Here is a 26,091-nt window from a genome sequence, read left to right as displayed (position 1 = left end):
AATTCGCTCCCTTTTAAACGCCTATCTAGATAGCTTAGATACAATACCGAGCAAACAAACTCGCAACGGTTGCAGCGGTTGGTTTGCCATGTTGCCAGTCACCACCTTCAACGCCGCTACCTGCAATATCCATATGTACATACGGAATTGGCAATTCTGCATTACAACCATGCTTGTCTAAGCCACCAACAATTGCCAAAAATGCCATTGGGAATTGGTGACCACGGGCTGTCACCGCCGATGGAGCGTTGTTGCTCGATAGCACATCATCCGCAAGGGTGCGTGGTTTTACAAAGTCATAGTCTTCGCGTCGGCTACGCGATACTTCCGCGCAATCAGCCCATAGGTCGCCCATATCTGCAATCTTGCGAGATACTTGTGCTGCTCGCGCAGGACCATTCTCAACATAAGCACTGTAAGGGCCCATGGCGCGCGCCGCATGACCCGTTAGTGTTGCAACCGTAAAGATCTCAGGGTTTTTCTCACCAAGCGCTAAGTCTTTCGCTTCGCTGAGTAAATCCCCCATCGCCAAGCGACCTTCCGCATCGGTGTTACCAATACGAACGCGAACGCCTTCTCTGCTCTCAATGATTTCATCCGGCACGAAACAGTCAGAACCAATCGAATTACGAACCACGGCAAGGTAAGCAATTACCTTAATACCTTTTGGTTGGTACTTAGCAACCGCTTCCATAAAACCAACCACTGACGCCGCACCGCCTTTATCACGGCTCATGCCCGCCATAAAACCGCCCACTTTGAGATCTGCACCGCCGGTATCGTATACAAGACCTTTGCCAACAAAGATAAGGGTACGTTCAACGTCACCTTCAGGCTCGTATGCCATTTTTACAACACGAGGATGATGACGTTCAACGGCGTAAGAGGCTCGCGCTACGGTACTTAGCAGTGGATATTGCTCATCCATAACTTTACGATCAGCGATAACCTCAACGTTTACCGCTGAACCTTGGAATAGCTCAACACAATAGTCAGCAAAACGAGGTGGAGCCATGCGCTCAGGCTCTGTACCACACAGATCGCGCGCAGCATATTGGCCTGCAGCGATTGCGCTCAGTTGATCGCAGCATTGTACTGACGCTTCAAAAACATAAATCGCTTCGATTGGTTCAATCGCTTCGCCACGGTACTCACGTGCTTCTAATGGCTGCCATAAGCCTTGGCAAGCACCTAAAAAGCTGACTGCACGCGCATTTTCGTAACGAGCATCAGCAGGCACATTTACAACAGCAAGCACAGGCTTTACCGCGCCTGCCGCTTTCGCTTCTAAAATACCGGCTTTTGCCGCTTCAAAATAACGACGAACGTCATCGTAATCTCTATCGAGTGGTCCGGTTGGCGCAATCACCAATCGCTTGCCTGGTACTTTGTCTGAAACAAGCAGACTTGCCTTTTGTGCAATGCGCGCATCCACAGCTAAAAATGGTGCAGCAACGTCGTCAAGCTCTGCACTGCCAAGGTTTTGAATATCATGAGTAATAACAACGATAGCATCTGCATCGCTTTCAAATAGGGTGTTACAGGGTAATGCGATTGGAAAAGACATAAAAACGGCCCTTTTCTATATTAGAATTAGGGCCGACTATAGGTGATTTGTGGTCAAGTTCCAAGGGAACTACGACATATCACGGGCTTCATCTGGTTTCGCTTTGGTTTTGCTGATCACGGACCAAGCTTCTAACATCACCAAAATACTGACCACCAGCACGATAACGTCAAGCACAACCAACAGCCAATTGCCTTTTTGATAGTATTCACCTAGCTTGATCACTCCGGCAAAAAACGCCATCACCAGCACAAATACCATAGGGATCAAGGTGTACTTAGCAGGACGGCCTAATTTGATGAGATACACTGAGATAACCAACAAGGTTAAGCTTGCCAAGATTTGGTTGGTTGAACCAAACAGCGGCCAAATCACCATACCACCACTACCCGATGCGCCACCAGCGCCAAAGGCAAGTAGCAAGCAACATGCAACGGCCAATAAAGTCGCGATGATACCGTTGTTCAGGAACTTGATGTTATAGATCTCGCCCCACTCTTGAATAATATAACGCTGAAGTCTAACGCCAGAATCCATGGTGGTGCCTGCAAAAAGTACAACCATAACGGCAAGTAGGGTTGATGCAATTTCAACTGGTAACCCCCAACCTGTGCTGATAAGATTTGAACCACCATTAATAAAGGCTGATACACTGCCGGCACCAAGATGACTATAAATTTCATGCCATTGCTCAGGTGATACGGCAAGCATAACACCACTCACGGCGACTAAAGTGATAAGTGCTAGTGAGCCTTCACCAACTGCACCTAAGTAGCCGACAAAACGACCGTCTTTTTCTTTGTCTAGTTGTTTTGAACTCGTTCCCGACGAAACAATACCGTGGAAACCAGATACCGCACCACACGCGATGGTCACGAATAACAGGGGTATAATGCTTGGGGTATTCTCCACCGTTTGAGTATTAAACGCAGGCGCGGTGATATCAGGCATGACAACAAATACTGCACCATATAGCAGGATTAATCCCACTAACAGCTGCATGCCATTAATAAAGTCACGAGGTTGCAATAGCATCCAAACCGGTAACAATGACGCCACGGCAGCATAGATAAACAGAATGATGATCCAATTGGCTTTGTCGCTTAGACCAAACATTTCGGTTGGTAAGGTGATCGGCATACTACTGCCCATATAAATGGTCGCGTAGAGCACAATAACCCCGATAATACAGAGTGGTACTAGCGGCACTTTTCGTTTCAGCAATTGGCCGATGATAAGCGCCACGACGATAGCAGACCAAGCGGGGAATACCGCATTTGGGTTACCCACGAAGGAGTTGGCTATCACCACACCGAACACGGCATTTACCATGAGCAGTACCAGGAAGACCACTATCATAAACAATGAACGAGTGCGCTTGCCAATCACGCTTTCGGACAACGCGCCCATTGATTTACCTTTGTGGCGAGCACTTGCCCATAGCGCGCCCATATCGTGGACACCCGCAAAGAATATGGTTCCGAATACAACCCAAAGTACTGCAGGCACCCAACCCCAATAAACGGCTATAGCAGGACCTACAATTGGTGCGGCGCCAGCGACTGAAGTAAAGTGGTGTCCCCACAATACTACCTTGTTGGTAGGAACATAGTCTACGCCATCTTCAAGCTCATGGGCCGGCGTGACAAAGTTATCATCCATTTTAAATATTTTTTCAGCAATAAATTTGGAATAGACAAACCATCCAAATAACATCCCTATGATGCCGAAGAGTACGATCATTATGGATTGCATAATGCTTACCTCTTGTTGTTGTTTTAATTACACGCAGTTCGCGTGATTAGTTTGTTGCACGACAACTTCGAAGCTAGCACAAATTAAACTAATTGCAGTTATCTTTTAGTCTAGGTAAGTCAGAATTAGCCATCAAAAAGTCCCAGTTGAGCCTGAGTATTAGACTTTTCATTTAACCCCAAGTGCAAGCCCACTAGACGCACAGGTTTAAACTTTTGCCGTGACATCGCTTCAATCAATAGCTCTTCGAAAACGGGTAGATCAATATGCTGATATTGGCATTCTTTGGTGGTTTGGGTGAAATCGTAAAACTTCACTTTAACGCCAAGCTTATTAAAGCCGCGCTGTAAATAAGGCTGTGCTCGGCGAGTCAGTTCAGGTAACAATTTTTCTTTTATGACTTGTTTTAAAGTATCCAGATCGAGCGTGTCTTCTGCAAATGTGGTTTCAACACCTATTGACTTGCGCACTCTATCGGTCTCAACTCGGCGCTCATCAATACCTTGACAACGCCGCCATAATACAGCGCCAAACTTGCCAAATGACTGGCGTAACTGAGTTTCAGAGAGTGCTTTAATATCTCGGCCATACTCAAGTCCCATGGCCAGCAAACGCTGTTGAGTCACTTTACCTACACCTGGAATTTTCTTAAGCGGTAACACATCAATAAAAGCGCTCACTTGGTGAGGCGGGATCACACACTGACCATTTGGTTTGTTTTCATCGCTGGCAATTTTGGCCAAAAACTTGATTGGCGCAATCCCCGCTGAAGCTGTCAGGCCTGTTTCTGCAAATATATCTGCTCGGATCTGCTCAGCGATAAGCGTTGCACTGCCGTTACACTGCTGACATTCCGTAACATCTAGATAGGCTTCATCCAAAGACAATGGCTCAATTAGCTCAGTATAGCGGGCAAAAATAGCGCGAATTTGTTGCGAGATTGCTTTATAGACCTCCATTCTACCCGGCACAATCACCAGCTGTGGGCAGAGTTTTTTCGCTTGATAATTTGACATGGCCGAGCGCACACCATATTGCCGAGCAATATAGTTAGCCGTGGATAGCACCCCGCGATGGCTGCGGCCGCCAATCGCCATCGGCACTTTTGCAAGCTCGGGGTTGTCGCGCATTTCTACCGATGCATAAAACGCGTCCATATCAATATGAATAAACTTACGCATACCAAGATACTGTCTAAATAAACAGTGTTTATTATGTGCTAATTTTCCAGCTGTTGCAATCTTGAACATAAGCCTAAGTGTTCTGGGCTATACTTGTGTGGATGTGTGTTGCAACTTACACCGTAAAACAGAGATAATGCTAACAATATCAATACAGTTCAAAGTACTAAATCCGTTACTTTGACTATATTTAATCATTCAGCAATCAATCAGGAGCCTGCATGAAGTACTCACGACTTGGTAGTAGCCCATTAGAAGTTTCGCGCATTTGTTTAGGAAGCATGACTTGGGGCGTACAAAACAACCAGCATGATGCCGACGAGCAAATCAATTATGCACTAAGCCGTGGTATTAACTTCATCGATACCGCTGAAATGTACGCAGTTCCTCCATCCCCTGAAACCTATGGCAAAACAGAAGCAATCATTGGCAATTGGCTAAAGCGACACCAAGAAAAACGCGAAAAGCTCGTACTTGCCACAAAGATTGCGGGAAGCGGATTGCCTTGGATCCGTGAAGGTGGCCCTATTACGGGACAATCAGTGATCCAAGCGGTGGACGATTCTTTAGCGCGCCTGAATACCGACTATATCGACCTATACCAACTACATTGGCCAAACCGAACTTCTCCGCACTTTGGTAAACAATGGCCTGGTATGGTCCCTCTGAGTGCGCTTGACCGCGATGAAGAGCGCGCTGGCATGCTAGATATTTTAGAGGGCTTAGCGAGTTGTATTCAAGCAGGTAAAATTCGCCATTGGGGTCTTTCGGATGATACGCCTTGGGGCATTCACACTTACCTTAATTTAGCCACGCAACATGACTTACCTAAGCCGGTTTCAATTCAAAATGAGTTTAGCTTGCTACATGCCAAAGATTGGCCTTACTTAATTGAGAGCTGCGTAAACGAAGATATCGCCTATTTACCTTGGTCGCCGTTGGCTGGTGGGATGCTGAGCGGTAAATATTTAGGGGGCGCAAGACCTGAAGGCAGCCGCTTTACCTTAGTGCAAAGACAAGGCCTATTTAGGGACACACAACTAGCACAAGAAGCCGTTGCAAAATATTTAGAAATCGCCAAAGAATTTAATATGACTGCAGCGCAACTGGCGCTAGCTTGGTGCAACCAAGTCGATGGCGTGACTTCAACCATTATCGGCGCGACAACCATGGCGCAGCTTAAAGAAAATATTCAAGCGTTTGAAAAGCCGCTGTGTGCAGAATCTTTAGCCGAGATTGATACGGTATTTAAAGCGTACCCAGCTCCGTTTTAATATCTTCATTCACGATACGCCGCTTTTACGCTGGCGTATCTCACCTTTGTTACCTAGATTGAAGTTAAACTCCCCATGCAAAGCTTAAATAACACCCCAGCCACTCCACTTCAAGGCAGCTGCTTTACCAGAAAAACCACTCGTGCCATTGTCCTTAGAGGCAACGACATTCTTATGCTTTACACCAAGCGTTATGACGATTACACCTTGCCAGGTGGTGGTGTCGATGAGGGTGAAAGCTTAGAAGCAGCATTGGAGCGCGAGCTAAAAGAAGAAACCGGTGCAGTATCCATCACAGGTTTGACCCCTTTTGGCCGCTATGAAGAATACCGTCCTTGGTATAAAGCCGATCATGACAATGTGCATATTATTTCTTATTGCTACGTTTGTGAGATCTGTGGCGAGTTTGATGCACCTGCGATGGAAGATTATGAACACGCCAATGGGATGAAACCTTTGTGGATTAACATAAATCAAGCCATAGCTCACAATGAAGCTAAACTCAATGATGCAAATAACAAAGGGATGTCCGTTTTGCGTGAATTAACTTTACTGAAACACATATCGGCGCAACTAATCACAGAATAATTCGTCTATTGAGGGAACATTTACACGTTGATTAAGCTCTAACTCTGCATAACTCAAGGATTAATAAGAATAATGCGGCCGCTCCAAAACAACCTAATTAGTTTCACCATTATCGGCTCTATTGTGCTGCATCTACTGCTCGGCTGGTATTTGCAGCAAAGTATTTATATCCCCTCAAAGCCTTTAGAAATTAAGGCAATGAAAACCTATTTGGTTATTGAGCCTGCCAAGCCCAAGGTGGAGCATATTGAGACACCGACGATAACTGAAGATAAGCCAGTAAAGGAGTTAAAACCAACGCTGCCGGACGATACAGTTGAAGTACCAAAAACTGCGCAAACGGAACCAAAAAAGCCTGCGGTTGAAAGTACAACCAAGCACATAGCCAAAGCAGCAGTCGTCACGCAACCTAAAAAGTTAGACCATCGCAAAGCAATCTCTCAATTTCGTCAGCAACTTTTAGAGCGCACTCCCAGTGACGTTGTACTCAGCCAAAACCAAAAAAAGCCGCAGCAGATCACCGTGCCTAAAGCGCATCAAACCAGTGCTGCGAGCAAGCCAAGAGAGCTACTCGCGTCCACACCACATTATAAAGTCTACCGTGAAAATGGCCTGTGCTATACTGAGGTTAGACTCGATCCGAGTACTCCTACACCAGAGGGATTAAGTAATAACTGGCGTACTCCGCCTCGCCCTTGCGATGGCGGTGCCATTAAAAAAGCCTATGATGCCGCGATGAGTAAATGGCTAAACAAACGCTAATCTTGCTATCATAAAGCAAATTTATTGCTAAGAGTCCATTATGGAAAAAGTCACCATTTTAGTTGACGCCCAAAATGTTTATTACACCACCAAGCAAGCCTACCAAACAGGCTTTGACTATAACGCGTTTTGGCGTAAAGCAACGGCTAATCGCGAGGTATATCAAGCCATTGCCTATTCCAGCGAACGGGGTGACGATAAACAAAGGCAGTTCCAAAATATCCTGCGAGCGATTGGCTTTGAGGTGAAGTTAAAGCCTTATATTCAACGTGCCGATGGCTCCGCAAAATGTGATTGGGATGTTGGCATTACCATTGATGCCATGGAATGTGCATCGGGATCCGATGTAATTATTCTAGTTACTGGCGATGGTGATTTTGACTTACTCGCGAATAAGCTCAGAGATAAATACCATACCCGAGTCGAAGTTTACGGCGTACCGCAGCTTACCGCGGCTTCACTGATCCGTGCTGCCAGTGAGTTTATACCAATCGAAAACGAATTGTTGATTGGCAAGAAATAAAAAAGCAAAGCACCTTGATAGCAGCGGCTTTGCTTTTTGACGAATTCGTCACTTTTGATTGCTTAGTCGCGCGATAAACGCGTTTTAATCCGATAAGTAATATTCCACGCTCGTCACAACACGCACGATTTTGATCTGCGGCGTATTACTGTCTCTGTCGCGAATACTAAATTGTCCTTGCCTTGCCGATTTTATTTTGCCAAGCACAGAGTCGGAATCTTTAGCAAATTTGACCGCCACTTCTCGAGCTTTTTGTGTGGCTTCTTGCACCATTTCAGGCTTAATATCATTAAGACCAGTAAACAAATATTCAACCCGATTTTGATAGTCGTCTTTGGTGATTGCAATACCTTGTTTAGCAAGCTCACTTAACTGCCCTAGTGCTTGCGAGACTTTATCTGGATTATTGGAGTACACAGTCACTCCGGCTTTTGCCACATACCGAAACCCTTGATTGTTTTGGCCGTACTCTTGTGCGTATTTATCCGTAATAGAGGGCGCTGATAACGAAAGCTCTGAAGCATCAAAGCCATGCAAGGTTAAGAACGCGCGGATCGCTGCGTTTTTCTTTTCTGTGCGCTCAACCAACGCTTCCAGATCGTTATCTGCATCACGATAAAATACGGGCCAAATCACTGTGTCTGCTGTTACTTCCTTTTCAGATAACCCTTTTACACTTACCGTTCGTTCCATTCCCTTTACTTCTAGAATGGTCGATTTTACCATCCAGCCACTCATTATCACCGCCAGTGATAGCAAAGCCGCAGGAGCCAAATATTTACTCATAGTAGACATATCTTTGTCCTCAACGTTACGCCTCAGTCATGGTTTTCATACAATTATTATGGGGATAGATCAAAGTCTACCTGAATTGCACTCGAAAACTGCGAGCAAAATGGTAGAGTGGTGCTTATGAGCTGCGGCTGAACTAGGAAACAGTATGAGCGTAAAGCGTATTAGCCAATTTTTTAACCCCCAATCTATCGCGGTGATTGGTGCTTCTAACAATCCTGATCGCGCCGGCTTTATCGTAATGCGTAACTTGCTACAAGGCGGCTTTAAAGGGCCCATTATGCCCGTCAGCCCAAAGCATACCGCCGTGCATGGGGTGCTTGCCTACAGCACCATCAAACAGCTACCCAAAGTCCCTGATCTCGCCGTTATTTGTACCAACAAACAAACCCTAGTGCAAATCATCAATGAGCTTGGTGAGATTGGTTGTCAACATGCAATCATCATCGCGGCGGGGCTTGATAATCAGCATAAACACCAATTAAAAGAAGCGGCCAAAATAGCCAAAGTCACCTTGCTTGGTCCTAATTGTCTCGGTCTACTCATTCCTCACTTGGGTATTAATGCCAGTTTTTCTCATACGGTTGCCACGCCAGGTAAGCTTGCTTTTATTTCACAATCGGCGGCGGTATGCTCAACCATTTTGGACTGGGCACAACATAAAAAAATCGGCTTTTCTTACTTTATTTCCGTTGGAGATTGCCTTGATATTGATTTCGACGAACTACTCGACTTTCTAGGACGGGATCCAAAAACCCAAGCTATTTTGCTTTACATTGATAATATCGACGATGTTAGGCGCTTTATTTCCGCAGCTCGAGCTGCTGCATTTAGTAAGCCCGTCATTGCAATAAAAACCGGAAAAACCAAGGCTGGCGCAATCGCTGCGCTGAACCACACCGGCGGCAATACCTCCGATGACGCGGTTTATGATGCCATGTTCCAACGTGCAGGTATGCTGAGGGTAAACGATCTTAGAGAACTATTTGCTGCTACTCAAACCCTTGCTTTACACCCCAAATTGCTGCAAGTAGAACAGCTGACCATTTTAACCAATGGCGGCGGCCCTGGCATTATGGCAGTAGATACCTTACTGCAGAACTCAGGCAAACTGGCGGTGCTAAGCGAGCAAACCAAGCAAGCGCTCAGTGCCCTGATCCCACAAACGGATCATGCTTGTAACCCGATAGATATTTTTGGTGATTCCGCACCAAAACGTTACCAGCAAGCACTAGAGATTTTATTAAAGGCCGACGAAGTCAAAAACTTACTGATAATTCATACTCCATCAGCACTTGCGCCAAGTACCGCTTATGCCGAGATCATTGCACAAACGCTAGCCAAAATTCCAAAAATGGCACGCCCTTATGTGATGACGAACTTTATGGGTGAAGAAGCGGCATACGCAGCAAGGCTCGTGTGCGCAAACGCTAAGATCCCAACCTATCGCACACCAGAAGGTGCAGTTGGCGCTTTTATGCACTTGGTTAGCTACCGCCGAAACCAAAAGCACCTCACGCAAACGCCTGAATCCTACAGTGATGAAGGCCAGCTGCAACACCTGCAAAGTAAACGCTTAATCAATGATTTTTTAAACTCAGGTGCCAATAAACTCGCGACCCATTTGGCTTCTCAGGTGCTGGCTAATTACGATATAGAATGCATAGAGACGCAAATCGCACTCACCCCCTCAGAAGCAAAAGAACAAGCTCAGCAGCTCGGTTTCCCCGTTGCACTTAAACTGATAAGCCATGATATCCCCTCTAAATCGGAAGTTGGTGGAGTTGTACTCAACCTCAACGACGCCGAAGAAGTAGAACAAACCGCATTTTCTATGTTACTAAGGATCCGTGAGGCAGCACCCGATGCTGAAATAGAAGGCTTCTCCTTGCAACGCATGGCAAAACGCGCTGGTGGACAAGAATTACGGATAGCAGTAAAAACAGAACCCGGCGTTGGCCCAGTTATTTTACTTGGTGAAGCGGGCACCGGACTGAATTTCTCGCAAGCCGCAGTGGCACTGCCGCCACTGAATATGAACCTTGCGAAGTACCTGATTGCAGCCGCCCACGACAAAGGCTTTATCAAAGATCGGGCACTGCCTGAAAAGGTCGATAAATACCGCCTGTGCGCCCTACTCACTCGTGTCTCTCAAATGGTAGTCGACCAGCCCGATATCATTGATATGGAGCTCAATCCTATTTTGGCCTGCTCTGGCCAGTTCCAAGTACTCGACGCCAGTATTACGCTCAGACGATACGAGCCTGTATCTGGCCGTAAACGCTTGGCTATCAGACCTTACCCTCGAGAGCTGGTAAAAACCGTTACGTTAAAGGATGGCCGCCCTGCAACCTTAAGGCCTATTCGTCCTGAAGATGAAAGAGCGCACCAAGAGTTTGACCAGTCTTTAAGTAAAGAAGATAGATACCGCCGCTTTTTTGGCGAGCTGCCACAATTTAATCATGATCAGCTCGCCAAAATGACACAAATTGACTACGACCGAGAAATGGCGTTTATTGTCACTGTGCCTAACAAGTCTAGCTATCAAACGCTTGGGGTATCACGCGTGTTGATGGATCCGGATAACCAAGTGGCTGAATTTGCTGTGGTTGTACGCTCAGACTGCCAAGGACTTGGGCTTGGACGCATACTAATGGAAGCCGCGATAAAGCACTGCCGTAAGCAAGGCGTACAAAGCATAGAAGGGATAACCCTACCAGAAAATAGCGGTATGATTGGTCTTGCTAAAAAGCTCGGATTTACTGTATCTCGAGATTTTGAGGAAGGCACGATTCAGATGGTGTTACACTTAAACTAAAACGCAAAAAAGATAAGGGACGTTGACAACTTGATGCAACTTCACATCAGAGAAAAAACGGCTGCGGTACTCGAGGCCACAGGGCAATATCGCCGACTAGGGCGCGTAGTCGATATCTTCCTCATCACCCTGATTTTAACCAATGTCGTTGCTATTGTGTTGGAGTCTGAGCGCGACTTAGCAAGTGTATACCATCACTACTTTCTCACCCTAGAATTAGTCAGTGTGACCATTTTCGCCATTGAATACTTACTGAGATTTTGGTGCTGTGTCGATAAGCTTGATTATCGTCATTTGGAAATACCAAATTGGAAAAAGCGCCTAAAGTATTTGATATCACCGCTTGCGGTGATTGATCTCATTGCTATTTTACCAACCATATTAATGGCCTTTATCACCTTTGATCTGCGTTTTTTACGTGTTATTCGATTACTCAGGATCTTTAAGCTGACGCGCTACTCTCGGGCTATGCAGCTGCTACTCGCGGCATTTAGAGAAGAATCGAGCTCGTTGCTTGCCGCCTTTTTTATCATGAGTGTGGTGCTTATCATGGCCTCTTGCGGGATTTATCTTATAGAACACGATGTGCAACCGGATAAGTTTGGCTCCATTCCCAAAGCCATGTGGTGGGCGATGGCCACTCTAACCACAGTGGGTTACGGCGATGTTGTACCAATCACCCCGCTTGGACAATTTTTTGGTGGTCTTATCACCTTACTCAGTATGGGCATGGTCGCAATCCCCACAGGCCTCTTGGCTTCAAGCTTTGCCGACCAAATGCGCAAACGTCGAGATGCGTTCAATGAGGCTGTACTGCATGCATTAGTTGATGGCGATGTCGACAAAAGTGAAAGAGCCCATTTAGAAGCGCTACGTATTGAGCTTGGCTTAAGTCAACTGGAAGCAAACCAAGCGATTAAACTGATGAGTAGCCAACGCGTCCATCATATGTACTGTCGTCACTGTGGTAAAAAGCTGTAGCAAAAAGCTACAGCGATGTTTCAGAGAGTAATTGCGCGACTTGTTCGCCACTAATCGCCGAGCTAAACCTGTAACCTTGATAATAATCGACTTGCTCAGCCTTGACGCGCTGATACTGAAGGTCGTTTTCCACCCCTTCTGCGACACATTTTAATCCCAACCCATGCGCTAAATTTACACATGAGCGAATGATTAAATAGCTTTCTGGATCCTCAGCAATTTGTTGTACAAAACTTTTATCTATCTTAATGACATCAATAGGCAACTGTTGCAGATAGGTCAAAGAGGCGTATCCCGTCCCAAAGTCATCCATATAGATATGACAGCCCAGTGCTTTTATTTCTTTCATCACTTTCACTGCACTATCGATATTAGAAAGCAGAGCGGTTTCCGTTATCTCAAAAGCCACAGAGTGACCAGACACTTTACTGCGACTCAGTGCTTGTTGAATATCCTCAACTAAGCTTGAGGATTCAAAATCGATAGCCGATAGATTAATGGATATATATAAGTCGCGCTCAATGGTTTGCCAGTGTCTCAATTCAACTAATGCCCGAGATAGGGTTTGCAGGGTAAGCTCGGTAACTACACCGGCATGTTCAGCTGCGAGCGCATACTCCTGAGCACAAAACTCGCTATTTTCAGGCCAGCGTAATAAGGTTTCAAAGCCAAGCAAGGTATCACTTTGCACATCGACAATAGGCTGATAATGATTACTAAATTCACCATTTTTTAGCGCTCTCATAAGCGCTTGTTCGACCTCTAGAGAACGCCTGACCTTGCCATTCATCTCTTCGCGGAAAAACTGATAACTGGAGATTTGTTGTACATTGACATGCTCAAGTGCAGCCTTTGCCGCTTGATTGAGCTCAAAAGCGTCAGACGCATCATCGGGATACATCGCAATCCCAATCGCTGGTTGCATCAGTACGGTGTGTCCTGCGGCCTCCAGCGGTATGCTAAATGAGTGAACTAAACACTCTACATATTGATGAACCTTTTCAGGGTTGTCGAGATGCTCCATCAATACATAAAACGACTTATCATGCCCCGTTGCTAAACTATCTAATTCACGGAAGCAACAGCGTAGCTTTGTTGCAAGCAGCGGAAGCAACTCGGCAACAAAGTCCGCACCATAAATATCGTATAGATTCTGTAAACGATTGAACTTGATTACTAACAGCGCAAATTGTGTCTCTTGGGCCTCAGACTGCTTGATTGCATGCTGTACTCTATCCATCAATAATGCTTTATTTGGCAACTTAGTCTGTAAATCGTAGTTAGCGAGCTGATATAACTCTTTTTCAGTGCGCTTTTGCTGGCTAATATCAGTCAGCACTACAACATAACTGTATAGTTCGCCATCACCATTCGCCACAGCACTAATTTTAATCAATACGTCTCTTTCGTCACCATTTGGCAGGCTAACGACTTCCTCAGAACTTAAGTGCTGATGTACAGCCAACGCCAACGTTTGGCGTAGATACATCATCCGCTTTTGTCTCGACATCCCAAGTTTCACCGCTGTGCTTGATGACGGGATGGACTCAAGATTAAAGGCATTTTGCATCGCCCGATTACAAGCCTGGATACGCAGTCTTTTGTCTAAGATCATGACCCAGTCACGGGTCTGCTCAAACGCAGCCCCAAATAATGCGGCACGCTCTTCAAATAAACGTTCACGCGTTAAGTTGGTATAGGTACCAGCCACTTGTGTGGGATTACCTTCATCCCATTCGAGCACCTTGCCAAAATCCTTATACCAACGCCACTGACCTTTACTGTCTTTTAATCGATAAGTACAGTCGATAAAACCTTTGTTCGTTGTGACGAACTCAAGCCACTGTAAGCGGAACATGGCTCTATCCGAGGGGTGTATCTTTTGCAGATAATCATCCAAACCAACACTCTCAAGCTCGTAATCAAGCTCCGTCACAAGTCGAGGCTGATAGATTAACGTACTACCCGCATGCCACTCCCATACTCCAGAATTACTCCCTTCTAGCGCCATTTTCAATCTAGCTTCTCTGTCTTGTGTTTCCTTATGGGCGGCAAGAATAAGTTGCTCAACGCGATACTTTCGATAACTCCAAAGAGACAATAGTAAGAGCGTAAGAAACACATATCCGGCAATCGCAACGGGTGAACGCCACGCAGGGTAATTTACATTAATGGTTAATTTTGCAGGCGGTGTGTAATCTCCCGTTAATGGGTCTTTCGCCCACACTTTTAATGCATATTCACCGGGGTTAAGTTTAGGGAATACTACGCGGTTTTGATTACGACTTAGGATCTTCTGACCACCCGATATTTGATATTCATAAATAATCCGATCCTGATAACTAAATGCCATCGCAGAAAAAGAGACTTCGAGTCCGATATCATCATGCTCAAGTTCGATGTGATCAAATTGCTTTAATCCGGCTTTTTGATTTGGACGAGAAATTAAATCCACGCTGGTGATGTTTACATGATCAAGTAATGGCTTTTTAGGCCGATTGTCATCAGGAGAAAACACTACAAACCCTTTCAACATACCATACGCGATGCGACCGTCTTCCAACATCACTGATGCGCCACCGTTAAACTCGTTAGAGAGTATGCCATCTTCGGTCGTGAATTGTTGTAAGTGCAAATTATCCGGGTCTAGACGCCAAATCCCCTTGTGAGATGACATCCAAATCATTCCCTCTTTGTCTTGGCGCATTTCATACATCAAAGTATCTATTTTGTGGGCTTTTAAATCGATGTTATAAATTGGCTCATAACCGTCCAGCGTCAGGCCAATCAAACCAAACGATGATAACGACAACCACAAAATATTGTTTTTATCTATGGTGTAGGTCGTAATATCTACAGCTAAATGCTTATTTGCCTTCGGCGCTTTATAAATCTCAGTTAACGTTTCTAACTGCGGATCATATTGCAACAATACGCCAGCATAGTAATAAAGGGGTTTATGCGGTTCATTTGGAAGTGGTGGATAGAAGCCATAAGTGAGAAACGGGTCAACATTTTCAAATGACTTAGTAAGGTGTGTTAGCTCAGCGGTATTAATGTCATAAACAAACATTCCTGCATCACTATTGACGAAATAAAACTTACCGTCAGCTAACAACTCCCCTCCTTTCACAAAGGATGTCAGTATCTCTTGGTCTTCTGGGTTATTAGCCTTGGGTCTTGTCACTTCGTGAGTAATAGGGTCAAAGACAAACAGTCCTTTTACGGTCGTTAGCCAAAGCTTATTTTTATACTCCGCGATCTTCCAAATAATAAACTCTGAGAGAATTTCGTCACCTAAGTAACCCTTAAGAAACTGTTTGGTCTCTCTGGTTTTTGGATTGTAACGCGTTAAGCCGTCATTCGTGGCCAACCACAAAAACTGATTAGATTCATGCATCGCCCAGACATTACTGTGAGAAAACCCCTCACCTTCAACAGTGAGATCGCTGACGTTATCAAATGCTAGCGTGCTGTCTGGCAAGTAAAATGCGCCATCTTCTTTTGTGGCAACCCAAAGTCCCCCGTAACTATCCTTAACGATATCTATAATGCTAGTATTGGATGGTAAGAATATGCTTGAAGACAAACGCTTATCACGAACTGCACTGCCATCTTCAACCGTGTAATAAACAAGGCCTTTATCGGTACCAAGCAGCAAGGTATGTTCATCATGCCTGAGCATTTTCCATATGTTTAGCTCAGGAAGCAGTGTTTTAAACGATACCTCTGCGTCAAAATCTTTTAGCAATTGAGAAATATCTAGCTCGTACATCCCCTGAACTGCACCTAAGAGCAAGGTATCTTGGTCTAAAATAAATAGCGATTTAGTATTTGTTTGGTAGGGGTGATCAATAGGAGCAAGGTGCTCCAGAATTCTTAGTTTTTTCGCTGTTAAATGATATGCGAATAAGCGCTCAGAAGTGGCGATAAACAAGATGTCTTGATGTTGATAAACGGCGCGTATAAAACCGCTTTCTTCATCAAGTGGTAAGGTCACCTCACTCTCGAGTTTGCCAGTATGGATATTAAGGATGGCTACATCATTAGTGCGTACGACCCACATGTGGTCATCATCTTTGGTCAAAACAATATTAACCAAATTGGAATAAAACTCGTCCTCTGTGGAAGGGGGTTCTATGTACTTTCTATATTCATCTTTCATGGGATCGTATCGCAACAGTCCCGCGATGCCCGTGGTGATCCAAATCCCACCAAGGTTGTCCTGATAAATATAATTCACCTGCACTTTATCAAGTACGCCATCGGGTCCATTCACATCCAGTACTTGATAACCATCGTAGCGGTTAAGTCCACCTTCGGTAGAAAGCCACAAATACCCCTGCTCATCAATAAGCAAAGTATTGACATAACTTTGTGATAATCCTTCCGCGGGTGAAAGTCGTGAAATTTGTGCGGCACTTACCAGTCCTGTAAACAAGCAAATGCAAAATATAAAACACAGGCGAAACATAAAAAGCCGAGGTTGTTAACTAGACGTAATACATTGCCACGAGTTGGCGGTTTTGTCCAAGATAACTAGATAAGCGAGAAGCAAGTTCGGGTGGTAATTCTCGTGAATTGCTTTGAAACCCAAGTGCGCTGTAAAAGTCATGGAGATAGCAATATGCAAAAGTATAAATTACCTGCTGTGGCTGCAGACTTCGAAACTGTGTAATCACTGTTTCAATTAATTTTTTCGCAATACCTTGTTTTCTATGCTGTGGTGCAACATAAACGCCCACAAGCAACCAATAGCCGTCTACAGGCTGCAAACGACAAGCCGCGATAATCTCAAAACTATCTTTGACCACCCAAACTTTATCGTGCTTTGCTGCTCGTCCTCGCGCCTTGTGTGCATCATAAAACTTGTTTACAAGCGGCGTCATTACCGCTGGAAGCAATTCAACGCTCAACATCAAGCAAGCATTAGACTCAGGTAATACTCAAACTTTTGCTTTAGCGTGTCTTGTTCAGACAAAGGCCTCTGATTGATCGCGTCATAAATCGCTTCTCTACTTTTTTTGCCTCGTTTAATTTGGTAAGCCCAAAACGACGCTTCATACTCAAGTTGAATTTGGTATTTTTCTTGTCTAGGTAGCAAACACAGGTTATAGCTCATTACGCATCATTCAGTTCTAAACAAAGGAGAACTTGAGTGTATCACAAGGCAGTACATCTATTGCAGCAAAATCTAGTTTTGATTAAAGCGCGATAGCGTGCCTTTTATTGTAAAAATTATGTATACTTAAATCCACGTAAATCACTGAGTGACCCACCGAAGGAGTTTGATTGAAAGCCGTATTACTGTGTGTATTAATGATAATTTCAATTGGTGCACACGCTACTAATGAACTACCAAAAGTGATGCGCTTCAATAAACCTCCGCACACTCCGCAAGCACTCTACGTAATCGAACTGATGAGAATGGTTTATCAATCTCTCGGAATAGAGTTACGACTAGAAGAGTTTAATCATAAAGGCTCTTTAATTGCAGCTAATGCAGGTAACTTGGACGGACAGCTGGCTCGAGTTGCTAGTGTAGAAAAAGAGTATCCAAACCTGCGCCGTATTGACTATCCGTTATTTCAGTTCAATTTACAGCTATTTACCCTATGTGGGCATTGTGAACTTAAAGAGCTTCAATCGTTAACTGTCCGCAGCGGCTATCCAGTGGCAGCTACTTACTTGGCTGAACACCATACTACAGCCTATATTATTGGCGTTAAAAGCGCGGTGTCACAGCTCAACTTAGTCATGCAGAAGCAAGTTGAAGGCGCATTGATACTCGACTTCCACTTAAAGCCACACTTAAAAAATATCAATGAAGAAACATTACAAATAAAAAACTTAGCCGTTGTTGAAAGCTTTCACTTTGTGCATAAGCACCATGAACAACTAGTTCCACTTATCAAAGCAAAATTAGAAGAGTTTGAGCAGGAAGGAGTAATACAAATGCTCAAAGCTAAATATCAAATTTAAAGTTTTCTCCTGTTTGGTTCTCAGTTTGCTCCGCTTTTGATTTACGTTGCAAATACCTTTTATAACGCTGCTGGCACAACGCGATAACTTTACGCTTTTGCTCGTTATTCAAATTATTCCACTCAAAGCGCTCCTCACGACTGCGATAGCAACCTTTACAATAACCACGATTATTTACCTGACAGATCCCCTTACACGGACTTGGGATCTCAAATATCTCAATTTGTTCCATGTATACGCTACGCCATTAACCCTAACCTAAGCATACTGGCTAGGGTAGGCTCTGCCAAGGTGTAATTCTTATTAGCTTTTTTGCATCCAACAGCAATCAAATAACGTTTATATTCAAAATCACTTAACCTTCGAGGGCGACTTTCTCGACCTTTTTAAGGATAAAGCTTGCTTGTGAATTAGCGAAATTGAAATGGGAACTGACATGCCTTCAAAAAACAATAACTACAAATATCAACTGTATCTCACTCTTTTTACATCCCTAAATGAAAAAGGCTAGATACTCTGTAGCCTAGCCTTTTTAAAATGAGATGTAGGTGAACTAATTTAGTTTACCGTTACTTTTGCAAACTTACGCTTACCTACTTGGTAGATTTCGCAAGAACCTTTGGCAACTTCTAATTTGGTATCCGTTACTTTGTCTTCACCATTTAGTTTCACTGCGCCTTGCTTAATCATGCGCATCGCCTCTGAAGTACTCGCCACTAAACCTGCTTCTTTTAGCAAGTTAGTGATAAACGTGCTTTCACCTTCGATAGTTACCGTCACTTCTGGGATCTCATCAGGTAACGCATTCTTTTGGAAGCGTTTGATAAAGTCTTGATGTGCCGCTTCAGCGTCTGCTTCACTATGGAATCGAGCAATCATTTCCTTGGCAAATTCAATCTTAATGTCACGAGGATTACGGCCGCCCGCTACTTCATCTTTAAGTGCAGCGATATCATCCAGCGTTTTCGCGCTTAGCAATTCATAGTAACGCCACATTAAGTCGTCAGAAATCGACATTACCTTACCGAACATGTCGTTTGGTGCATCAGTGATACCGATGTAATTACCTAATGACTTAGACATTTTTTGTACGCCGTCTGTGCCTTCAAGTAGCGGCATCATCAGTACAGTTTGCGGCTTTTGCCCTTCGTCTTTTTGTAGCTCACGACCCATTAATAGGTTGAAGCGCTGATCGGTACCACCAAGCTCAACATCCGCCTCTAATGCTACAGAGTCCCAACCTTGAACCAGTGGATATAAAAATTCGTGGATCGCGATTGCTTGGCCATTTGCATAGCGCTTTTTGAAATCGTCTCGTTCAAGCATACGCGCCACAGTTTGACGTGCAGCGAGCTTGATCATGCCAGCTGTGCCTAGCTTTTCCATCCATTCAGAGTTGAACGCAACAGTGGTTTTGGCTGGATCAAGGATTTTGAATACCTGCTCTTTGTATGTTTCTGCATTTGCCAGCACGTCTTCGCGAGTGAGTGGCTTACGAGTTACATTTTTGCCCGTTGGGTCGCCGATCATACCAGTGAAATCACCAATCAAGAAAATCACCTCATGACCTAAGTCTTGAAAGGTTTTCATTTTATTGATTAGCACTGTGTGTCCTAAATGCAAATCAGGCGCTGTTGGATCGAAACCCGCTTTAATACGTAGTTTTTTACCTGACTTCAGCTTTTCTTTTAATTCATCCTGCAACAGAATTTCTTCTGCACCACGGCTAATCTCTGCAAATGCAGTTTCTAAATCCACTATTCTCACTCCAACAGCTATAACTTGTAATCGCTCGATTCTAGCCTATATTTAACCGAGTTTAAATGCACAAAACACTGGTATTACGGGTTTATTACGTATATCCTGCAATATTATCTACAATAATTCTTGACAGCAGAAAAGGCGCATTATGGTTCATGTGGTTCATAAGCTCCCCAAAAAGCACAAAGTGCTCATCATCGGCTTCCTATCTGCGATGGTCGGAATTGCCCTGATCCCCTCTGAAAAAGCAACAGCTTCAAAAGACAATGACGGAAAAGCTTTGGAAGTTGGGAAACGTTACGAGTTGCCAGTAAAAATATCAGAAAAAACAGAGCAACTGACTGAATTAGATGCAGCGCCAGTCATCACGCCTGAGTCAGCTCCTAAACAACCTGTATTTGAATTTAAAGATCACAAAGTCAAGTCTGGCGATAGCCTGGCCGTGATTTTTAAACGCGCAGGTTATTCTGCCAAAACGTTACACAATCTGGTCAATACCAACGCAGAAACTCGCAAGCTGACAAAAATCCACCCGGGAGAAGTGCTTAGCTTTGCTAGCAATGATGGTGGTGAATTAGCTCAATTAAAATACATCTTGTCAAAAACAGATACCTTATTGGTAACGTTAAATGACGAGGGTAGTTACGAAACCAAAATCGAAAGCAAAGAAATCGAAACTCGAGAAAAGTCAGCGGGTGGCGAGATCAACTCCAGCTTTTGGAGCGCAGGTATTTCAGCTGGTCTTAGCGAACGTCAGATAATGAACTTCGCCGACATTTTTGGCTGGGATGTCGACTTTGCAAACGATATTCGTAAGGGCGACTCTTTCGCATTAGTGTTTGAAAAGCACTATGTAGATGGGGAAGAAATCGGTAATGGTAAAATTATTGCCGCAGAATTTATCAACCAGGGCGAGCGCTACAGCGCGGTTCGTCATACTGATGATGAGTTCTATACCCCTGAAGGCCGCAGCATGAAAAAAGCCTTCTTAAGAGCACCAGTTAACTTCAAATATATCAGCTCGAGCTTTAATCCACGCCGTCTTCACCCTGTGACTGGCCGAGTATCTTCTCACAATGGTATAGACTATGCGGCACGCGTAGGCACACCGGTGGTTTCCTCCGGTAATGGTAAGGTACTAAAGTCTGGCTACAATAAGCTCAATGGTAACTATGTGTTTATTCAGCACGGCAGCAAGTATGTGACTAAGTACTTACACTTAAATAAACGCGCCGTGAAGACAGGTCAAAAAGTGAAGCAAGGACAGAAAATTGGTACCGTCGGCTCAACTGGTCGCGTTACAGGGCCTCATCTTCATTATGAGTTTTTAGTGAACGGCGTACACCGTAATCCTAAAACAGTAAAACTGCCGAAGTCTGAGCCATTACCTCAGTCTGAGCTTGCGAAGTTCAAACCCATCGCAGATGCGATGCTGGTAAAACTAGAGCGCAATAGAGAATTGATGCTTGCAGCAGCAAATAAAGACTAAAAACAAAAAGGTAGCCAAGGCTACCTTTTTACTATGTTAGATAAAATTAATGCGTTTATTTTCGGTTAAACAAAGCCAGTGCGCTATTGGTCATTGCTCTTACCCCTGTCGCGATGGCAATAGGATAATCCGGCGCAAATTTACTAGAGTGCAACGAAGGTAAAGGATCACCGCTTTTCTGCGCTTCATCAAATACCGCTTGGTTAACACCACCTAGCCAAAAAATCGTGATTGGTACATTGTCATCAGTACGGCCATATAAACCGAAGTCTTCTCCCGCCATAACAGGCTGAGACTGCTCAACATTTTCAGCACCTATTTCTTGCTCAATAGCAGTTGTTACAAACTTTGCCAGCTCTGGATTGTTGTAGGTAGATGGAATACTTTCGCTTTCATGAACGATAACCTCAGGCACAAGACTGTCTTCTAATCCAGCACTTAGTGCTATACCTGCAGTCAGGCGTTTGATCGCAGCTATTTGCTGCTCACGCACATCCGGATTATAAGAACGTAGCGTCAATTGTAGCTTTACTTCGTTTGAAATGATGTTGTGCTTAGAACCACCGTGAATGGAGCCTACCGTGATCACTGACGGTTCTAACGGAGAGATTTCTCTTGATGTAATGGTTTGTAGTCCTAGTACAATCCGAGATGCCAACACCACAGGATCAATAGTAGTATGTGGATAGGCTCCATGCCCCCTTTGCCTTTAACTATGATGTCAACTGAGTCAACATTAGCCAACGCATAACCCGGTGCAATCGCTACTTTACCTGCAGGGACGGCCGCGCTTACATGCAAACCAATAACGTGATCAGGTTTAGCAAACTTAGTATAAAGCCCTTCCTTTAACATAGCTTTCGCGCCGCCCCCCACTTCTTCTGCGGGCTGAGCAACTAGCATCAATGTACCTTGCCACTTTTCCTTATTAGCCATTAGCTGTTTCGCAGTACCGATTAAACTGGTCATATGGATATCATGACCACAACCGTGCATCACACCAACCAAATTCCCCGCATCATCTTTCACCTTTACTTTTGACGCGTATGGCTTCCCTGTTTCTTCAATAATTGGTAAACCATCCGTATCAGCTCGGATCATCACAGTTGGACCGTCACCATTTTTCAGCATGCCAACAACACCAAAGCCACCTATATTTTCTGTGACGTCATATCCAAGCCTGCGCATTTCATCGGCCAAACGCCCTGCTGTTTTTTCTTCTTTATAAGAAAGCTCCGGATTTTGATGTAAATGTAGGTACAAAGACTCAAGTGCAGGCATAGACTCTGCAACTTGTTGTTTCAAATCGGCATTTGCTTGCCAAGATAAAGTGGTAATGAGGCCAAAAGCCAAGGGAGATAAGCGCATAAGATAGACTCCTTTTCGTTTCTTTCAGGATGCGGGTTTGTCGGCGAAAAATCAATCATATTTATGTTTTAGTCCTTTCTATTTTACTAAGTTTTGCTACGCTTAAATACACAACTTAAGGAACCTCCATGCCAGAGATTAACATTAATATCAGTAATTTAGAGCCAGGTATGTTTGTTGTCGGTGTGACAAAGCAGACAGGCTCAGTTGCGATTAAAACCAAGGGCTGGGTGAGAACGAAAACAAGCATTACAAAGCTACAAAAAAGCGGCGTTTTAGAGGTAACAGTCGACCCCAGTAAGCGCCTTTCTGAACACGATCCTAACGATGAACCTCCTCATGACGAAAACATAGAGGAGCCGCACAAGCCAGAGCATGACCCTTGGCAGATAAAGTGTAGCGTTGCAGCAGAAATGCAGCACGCCGTTACGCTTTACAACGAAGCAAAAGCAATTCAAAGCAAAGCATTTGCGGACATTAAAGCAGGTAAAGCGATAGAAATAGAGGCTTTTAAAGCAACAGCAAGCGGCTTTATCGACTCCGTGTTTCGTAATCAAGACGCGCTTTCCTGTATTGCTCGGATCAGAGAAAAAGACACCTATTTATTGGAGCACTCTATTAATGTTTCTATCTTAATGGCAATTTTCTGTAAACACCTTGGTTACTCACGGGAGTTAACAGAGGAGATGACCACAGGAGCGCTGCTCCACGACATTGGCAAGATAGAAATTCCTGATGATATTTTACATAAGCCAGGGAAGTTGAGCTTAGATGAATACAGCATCATGAAGTCACACGCAAAATATAGCTTTGATATTTTGCTCAATGCTGGTCTTGGACGAGTTGCTTGCGAAATAGCTGGCTATCACCACGAGCGCCTAGATGGCACAGGATACCCTTATGGTAAAACCGCAGATGAACTGCCTCAGCATGTCAGAATGGCCGCAATTGTGGATGTTTATGACGCATTGACCGCCGAGCGCGTCTATAAAGAGGGGATGACGCCAATCAAAGCCTTTAAGCTAATGCGTGAAGGATGTCCTCATCATTTTGACGAACAATTACTAAGTCGGTTTATTGCTTGCATTGGTGTATACCCAGTAGGCACTCTAGTAAAGCTCACCAGTGGTAAGGTCGGTGTTATTGCCCAAAGCAATCCCCAAACGCCACTAAAACCCGTAGTTAAAGTGTTTTATCACGCTAAGCACATGCATTACATTGAAGTTCAGGATATCGATTTAAGCGCAAAAAAAACAAACGATGAGCTAGAGTCAGCGATCAAGCCTGAAGAATTCAAGCTTGATCTTATTCGGTTTTTTAAACACTCAATGCTGCCTTGATATTAAGGCAGCCAGTCCTCCATTGCCTCGAGGCTGAATTCTATACCGTCAAAATCAAAACGAGTTTGTTCTGGTGTAATTTCTACAACGGTTAAAGCCCCTAAGCTATCGCCCTCGTATAAGGGTCTATTGTTTATTTTTATCCACCGCTCATGAGAGTCGGTAGCATAAATATGTGCTTGATAACGCAAGCTTGGAATACTATTTTGCAGTCGCGCTGGCAGCAGCGCGATGGGCGTAGCTGAAGCAGAGTCCTTAGTCGTAGAAAGCACCTCAGGCTCTTCATGAGGCGCCGTTTCTTTCACTGCCTCGGCAAAGGCCTTTTTAAGCTCTTCAGATACACCGGCAAGTTCATCATCTTGTGGTTTTGGCTTAGCGCCGAATACGCGATAACCCGCATATTCTCCCGCAGTTCGGATCTCTCCTGGGGATGAGTCTTGGGTAACCTGATTAGGTTGAACGGTATCTGGTTCAGGGGTTGAAACAACAGGCACAGCTTTAACGGAATTTACTGGTACCAATTGTTGTTGATATAAAGGCTTGCCTTGGTTATCAACGCCAATTTGCACAGATACCCACTGGAAGTGCTGCTCAGGCTCAGCAGTTTGCGTCGCTAGATTAGGATTAACAGTGTTGTTTGTCGCTGAAGTAGTCGCTGGTGTACTCACTTCTTGACTAGCAACATTGGCTTTTTGCGCCTGCTGTTTATTCTCCACCGCAAGATCTGTAGCAAGCTCAGCTTGCTCTTCTTTTTTCGACTCCACTTTAGACGTTACTGCTGGTTGCACTTCTGCTGGGGTCGTTATCTTACCAATATAATACCCTGCACCAAATGAAGACAAAGATAAAATACCCGCACCGGCATAGGTGACGAGCTTTTTATAGAAAATGAGTTGGGCGTCCTGCCGTTGGCTCAAATAATTCTGCTCGGCATCTGCGCCTTGTTGCGACTGTTTCATTGCACTTGTTAAATACGACATGTTTCCCTCTACACCAATTTTGCAAGACTAAAGCCTGCAGCAAATAACACGCTCAACCAAACAGTGAACAATAATGGTACGCGACGCTTTTCTTGGCTTGCTACTGGAACCAAATTAGTTGGTAACGCCTCCTTTGCTGCTTGAACAGCTATCGCTTTCGTTACCTGAGTTTGCGATGCTGAGTACGCACCTAATAAGCATCTGTCAGCCAATAAATTTATTAATCTCGGGATCCCAGCTGTCACTTGATGTACATAGGCTACTGCATCATGGTGGAACAAAGCTTGCTGACAACCGGCTTTTTGAAGTCGGTGCTGTATATAAGCAAAGACTTGAGATTCGCTAAGTGGTAGCAAGTGATAACGCGCCGTGATCCTTTGTGCCAATTGCCGCAACTCGTTGCGCTGTAACAAATGCTGTAGCTCTGGCTGACCTACCAATACAATTTGTAGCAATTTTTTATGATCTGTTTCTAGGTTAGTCAGCAATCTAAGCTGCTCAAGTACCTCTGGTGCTAAATGCTGAGCTTCGTCAATGATCAACATGGTATGACCACCACTATGATGGTTCTCTAACAATCTATGCTTAATCACATCTGTAAGTGATTTTAATGTGGCGTTGTTGCTGTCATAGTCGATACCCAGTTCATCACAAATCGTCGCGAGCAGTTCGAGCTCAGATAGTGACGGGTTAAGTATAAAAGCAACCTTCGTTGATTCAGGTAGTTGAGCCAACATGCTGCGCGTTACGGTGGTTTTACCCGTTCCCACTTCACCTGTCAGTAGCACAAAACCGCCCGCGTCACCCAACCCATAGGTTAAGTGTGCAAGTGCTTCCTTGTGACGTTCGCTCAGGAATAAAAATTCAGGATTTGGAGCAATCGAGAAGGGTTTTTCAGTTAACCCAAAATAGCGTAAATACACGACTTGT

The 26,091-nt window shown here is 44.5% G+C and carries 20 protein-coding genes and 1 pseudogene; 9 read left to right on the top strand and 12 right to left on the bottom strand.

What is annotated here, in order from left to right; all coding sequences use genetic code 11:
• Positions 1-34: 34 nt before the first annotated feature.
• The 3 genes from B1L02_RS02750 to dinB all read right to left on the bottom strand — a co-directional run bounded on the left by B1L02_RS02750 (position 35) and on the right by dinB (position 4,572).
• Positions 35-1,567, bottom strand: a complete 1,533-nt coding sequence (locus B1L02_RS02750) for a M17 family metallopeptidase (protein ID WP_088529825.1) — start codon at positions 1,565-1,567, stop codon at positions 35-37.
• A 69-nt stretch (positions 1,568-1,636) separates the two neighbouring features.
• Entirely contained in the window at positions 1,637-3,322 is a 1,686-nt protein-coding gene (locus tag B1L02_RS02745; RefSeq protein ID WP_088529824.1) for a carbon starvation protein A, read from the bottom strand.
• 125 nt (positions 3,323-3,447) lie between these two features.
• Positions 3,448-4,572 (bottom strand): DNA polymerase IV, encoded by a 1,125-nt coding sequence (gene dinB / locus B1L02_RS02740; RefSeq protein WP_088529823.1) that lies wholly within the window; start codon positions 4,570-4,572, stop codon positions 3,448-3,450.
• Positions 4,573-4,724: 152 nt separating this feature from the next.
• Between dinB and B1L02_RS02735 the strand changes: the two genes are divergently transcribed.
• From B1L02_RS02735 to B1L02_RS02720, 4 genes are all read left to right on the top strand, one after another.
• Positions 4,725-5,777 (top strand): aldo/keto reductase, encoded by a 1,053-nt coding sequence (locus B1L02_RS02735; RefSeq protein ID WP_088529822.1) that lies wholly within the window; start codon positions 4,725-4,727, stop codon positions 5,775-5,777.
• A 75-nt stretch (positions 5,778-5,852) separates the two neighbouring features.
• Positions 5,853-6,365, top strand: a complete 513-nt coding sequence (locus B1L02_RS02730; protein WP_088529821.1) for an NUDIX hydrolase — start codon at positions 5,853-5,855, stop codon at positions 6,363-6,365.
• A gap of 72 nt (positions 6,366-6,437) precedes the next feature.
• Positions 6,438-7,127, top strand: coding sequence for a hypothetical protein (locus B1L02_RS02725; RefSeq protein ID WP_088529820.1), 690 nt, complete (start codon positions 6,438-6,440; stop codon positions 7,125-7,127).
• Positions 7,128-7,167: 40 nt separating this feature from the next.
• Complete coding sequence (locus B1L02_RS02720; RefSeq protein WP_010374680.1) at positions 7,168-7,650, top strand: NYN domain-containing protein; 483 nt, start codon at positions 7,168-7,170, stop codon at positions 7,648-7,650.
• Between the two features lie 84 nt (positions 7,651-7,734).
• Here B1L02_RS02720 and B1L02_RS02715 read toward each other — a convergent pair whose 3' ends face one another.
• Complete coding sequence (locus tag B1L02_RS02715) at positions 7,735-8,445, bottom strand: SIMPL domain-containing protein (protein ID WP_088529819.1); 711 nt, start codon at positions 8,443-8,445, stop codon at positions 7,735-7,737.
• Positions 8,446-8,590: 145 nt separating this feature from the next.
• Between B1L02_RS02715 and B1L02_RS02710 the strand changes: the two genes are divergently transcribed.
• Positions 8,591-11,260, top strand: a complete 2,670-nt coding sequence (locus tag B1L02_RS02710; protein WP_088529818.1) for a bifunctional acetate--CoA ligase family protein/GNAT family N-acetyltransferase — start codon at positions 8,591-8,593, stop codon at positions 11,258-11,260.
• Positions 11,261-11,293: 33 nt separating this feature from the next.
• Positions 11,294-12,241, top strand: coding sequence for an ion transporter (locus B1L02_RS02705; RefSeq protein ID WP_088529817.1), 948 nt, complete (start codon positions 11,294-11,296; stop codon positions 12,239-12,241).
• 7 nt (positions 12,242-12,248) lie between these two features.
• Here the strand turns inward: B1L02_RS02705 and B1L02_RS02700 are convergent, their stop codons facing one another.
• The 3 genes from B1L02_RS02700 to B1L02_RS02690 are packed head-to-tail and all read right to left on the bottom strand — an operon-like array spanning position 12,249 to position 17,363.
• Entirely contained in the window at positions 12,249-16,715 is a 4,467-nt protein-coding gene (locus B1L02_RS02700) for an EAL domain-containing protein (RefSeq protein ID WP_410477286.1), read from the bottom strand.
• 19 nt (positions 16,716-16,734) lie between these two features.
• A complete protein-coding gene (locus B1L02_RS02695; RefSeq protein ID WP_088529815.1) occupies positions 16,735-17,160 on the bottom strand; it encodes a GNAT family N-acetyltransferase in 426 nt (141 codons plus the stop codon).
• Positions 17,160-17,363, bottom strand: a complete 204-nt coding sequence (locus tag B1L02_RS02690) for a DUF3283 family protein (protein WP_088529814.1) — start codon at positions 17,361-17,363, stop codon at positions 17,160-17,162. The genes B1L02_RS02695 and B1L02_RS02690 overlap by 1 nt, the downstream gene beginning before the upstream one ends.
• Before the next feature lie 170 nt (positions 17,364-17,533).
• Between B1L02_RS02690 and B1L02_RS02685 the strand changes: the two genes are divergently transcribed.
• On the top strand, positions 17,534-18,223 hold the full coding sequence (locus B1L02_RS02685) for a transporter substrate-binding domain-containing protein (protein WP_223191941.1): 690 nt from the start codon (positions 17,534-17,536) through the stop codon (positions 18,221-18,223).
• On the opposite strand, the gene B1L02_RS02680 is transcribed toward B1L02_RS02685, so the two are convergent.
• Positions 18,207-18,455, bottom strand: coding sequence for a DUF1289 domain-containing protein (locus tag B1L02_RS02680; RefSeq protein ID WP_088529812.1), 249 nt, complete (start codon positions 18,453-18,455; stop codon positions 18,207-18,209). The two genes, B1L02_RS02685 and B1L02_RS02680, sit on opposite strands and share 17 nt — an antisense overlap.
• A 326-nt stretch (positions 18,456-18,781) precedes the next feature.
• On the bottom strand, positions 18,782-19,981 hold the full coding sequence (gene tyrS / locus B1L02_RS02675) for a tyrosine--tRNA ligase (protein ID WP_088529811.1): 1,200 nt from the start codon (positions 19,979-19,981) through the stop codon (positions 18,782-18,784).
• Between the two features lie 151 nt (positions 19,982-20,132).
• Between tyrS and B1L02_RS02670 the strand changes: the two genes are divergently transcribed.
• The gene (locus tag B1L02_RS02670) at positions 20,133-21,473 is read left to right on the top strand and encodes a peptidoglycan DD-metalloendopeptidase family protein (protein ID WP_088529810.1); all 1,341 of its coding nucleotides are present in this window, start codon (positions 20,133-20,135) and stop codon (positions 21,471-21,473) included.
• Between the two features lie 55 nt (positions 21,474-21,528).
• Here the strand turns inward: B1L02_RS02670 and B1L02_RS02665 are convergent.
• Positions 21,529-22,841 (bottom strand): annotated as a pseudogene (locus tag B1L02_RS02665) (M20 metallopeptidase family protein).
• A gap of 128 nt (positions 22,842-22,969) precedes the next feature.
• Here B1L02_RS02665 and B1L02_RS02660 point away from each other — a divergent pair.
• Entirely contained in the window at positions 22,970-24,181 is a 1,212-nt protein-coding gene (locus tag B1L02_RS02660) for an HD-GYP domain-containing protein (RefSeq protein WP_088529809.1), read from the top strand.
• A gap of 2 nt (positions 24,182-24,183) precedes the next feature.
• On the opposite strand, the gene B1L02_RS02655 is transcribed toward B1L02_RS02660, so the two are convergent.
• Together B1L02_RS02655 and B1L02_RS02650 are read right to left on the bottom strand one after the other, a co-directional pair.
• Positions 24,184-25,161 (bottom strand): general secretion pathway protein GspB, encoded by a 978-nt coding sequence (locus B1L02_RS02655; protein WP_088529808.1) that lies wholly within the window; start codon positions 25,159-25,161, stop codon positions 24,184-24,186.
• Positions 25,162-25,169: 8 nt separating this feature from the next.
• Positions 25,170-26,084: an ExeA family protein gene (locus B1L02_RS02650; protein WP_088529807.1), complete on the bottom strand. Its 915-nt coding sequence runs from the start codon at positions 26,082-26,084 to the stop codon at positions 25,170-25,172.
• Positions 26,085-26,091: the final 7 nt, after the last annotated feature.

Origin of the sequence: Pseudoalteromonas piscicida, assembly GCF_002208135.1 — a bacterium.
Lineage (GTDB): Bacteria > Pseudomonadota > Gammaproteobacteria > Enterobacterales > Alteromonadaceae > Pseudoalteromonas > Pseudoalteromonas piscicida_A.
The sequence above is the reverse complement of the archived record's forward strand: the minus strand, read 5'-3'. Positions and strand labels throughout refer to the sequence as shown.

Excerpts from the sequence above, each read along its gene's own strand:
- B1L02_RS02710 (WP_088529818.1), top strand. The coding sequence starts at position 8,591 with ATGAGCGTAAAGCGTATTAGCCAATTTTTTAACCCCCAATCTATCGCG.
- B1L02_RS02730 (WP_088529821.1), top strand. The coding sequence starts at position 5,853 with ATGCAAAGCTTAAATAACACCCCAGCCACTCCACTTCAAGGCAGCTGC.
- B1L02_RS02735 (WP_088529822.1), top strand. The coding sequence starts at position 4,725 with ATGAAGTACTCACGACTTGGTAGTAGCCCATTAGAAGTTTCGCGCATT.
- B1L02_RS02660 (WP_088529809.1), top strand. The coding sequence starts at position 22,970 with ATGCCAGAGATTAACATTAATATCAGTAATTTAGAGCCAGGTATGTTT.
- B1L02_RS02725 (WP_088529820.1), top strand. The coding sequence starts at position 6,438 with ATGCGGCCGCTCCAAAACAACCTAATTAGTTTCACCATTATCGGCTCT.
- B1L02_RS02655 (WP_088529808.1), bottom strand. The coding sequence starts at position 25,161 with ATGTCGTATTTAACAAGTGCAATGAAACAGTCGCAACAAGGCGCAGAT.
- B1L02_RS02720 (WP_010374680.1), top strand. The coding sequence starts at position 7,168 with ATGGAAAAAGTCACCATTTTAGTTGACGCCCAAAATGTTTATTACACC.
- B1L02_RS02715 (WP_088529819.1), bottom strand. The coding sequence starts at position 8,445 with ATGTCTACTATGAGTAAATATTTGGCTCCTGCGGCTTTGCTATCACTG.
- B1L02_RS02705 (WP_088529817.1), top strand. The coding sequence starts at position 11,294 with ATGCAACTTCACATCAGAGAAAAAACGGCTGCGGTACTCGAGGCCACA.
- B1L02_RS02670 (WP_088529810.1), top strand. The coding sequence starts at position 20,133 with ATGGTTCATGTGGTTCATAAGCTCCCCAAAAAGCACAAAGTGCTCATC.
- dinB (WP_088529823.1), bottom strand. The coding sequence starts at position 4,572 with ATGTTCAAGATTGCAACAGCTGGAAAATTAGCACATAATAAACACTGT.
- B1L02_RS02700 (WP_410477286.1), bottom strand. The coding sequence starts at position 16,715 with ATGTTTCGCCTGTGTTTTATATTTTGCATTTGCTTGTTTACAGGACTG.
- B1L02_RS02690 (WP_088529814.1), bottom strand. The coding sequence starts at position 17,363 with ATGAGCTATAACCTGTGTTTGCTACCTAGACAAGAAAAATACCAAATT.
- B1L02_RS02745 (WP_088529824.1), bottom strand. The coding sequence starts at position 3,322 with ATGCAATCCATAATGATCGTACTCTTCGGCATCATAGGGATGTTATTT.
- B1L02_RS02750 (WP_088529825.1), bottom strand. The coding sequence starts at position 1,567 with ATGTCTTTTCCAATCGCATTACCCTGTAACACCCTATTTGAAAGCGAT.
- B1L02_RS02695 (WP_088529815.1), bottom strand. The coding sequence starts at position 17,160 with ATGTTGAGCGTTGAATTGCTTCCAGCGGTAATGACGCCGCTTGTAAAC.
- B1L02_RS02680 (WP_088529812.1), bottom strand. The coding sequence starts at position 18,455 with ATGGAACAAATTGAGATATTTGAGATCCCAAGTCCGTGTAAGGGGATC.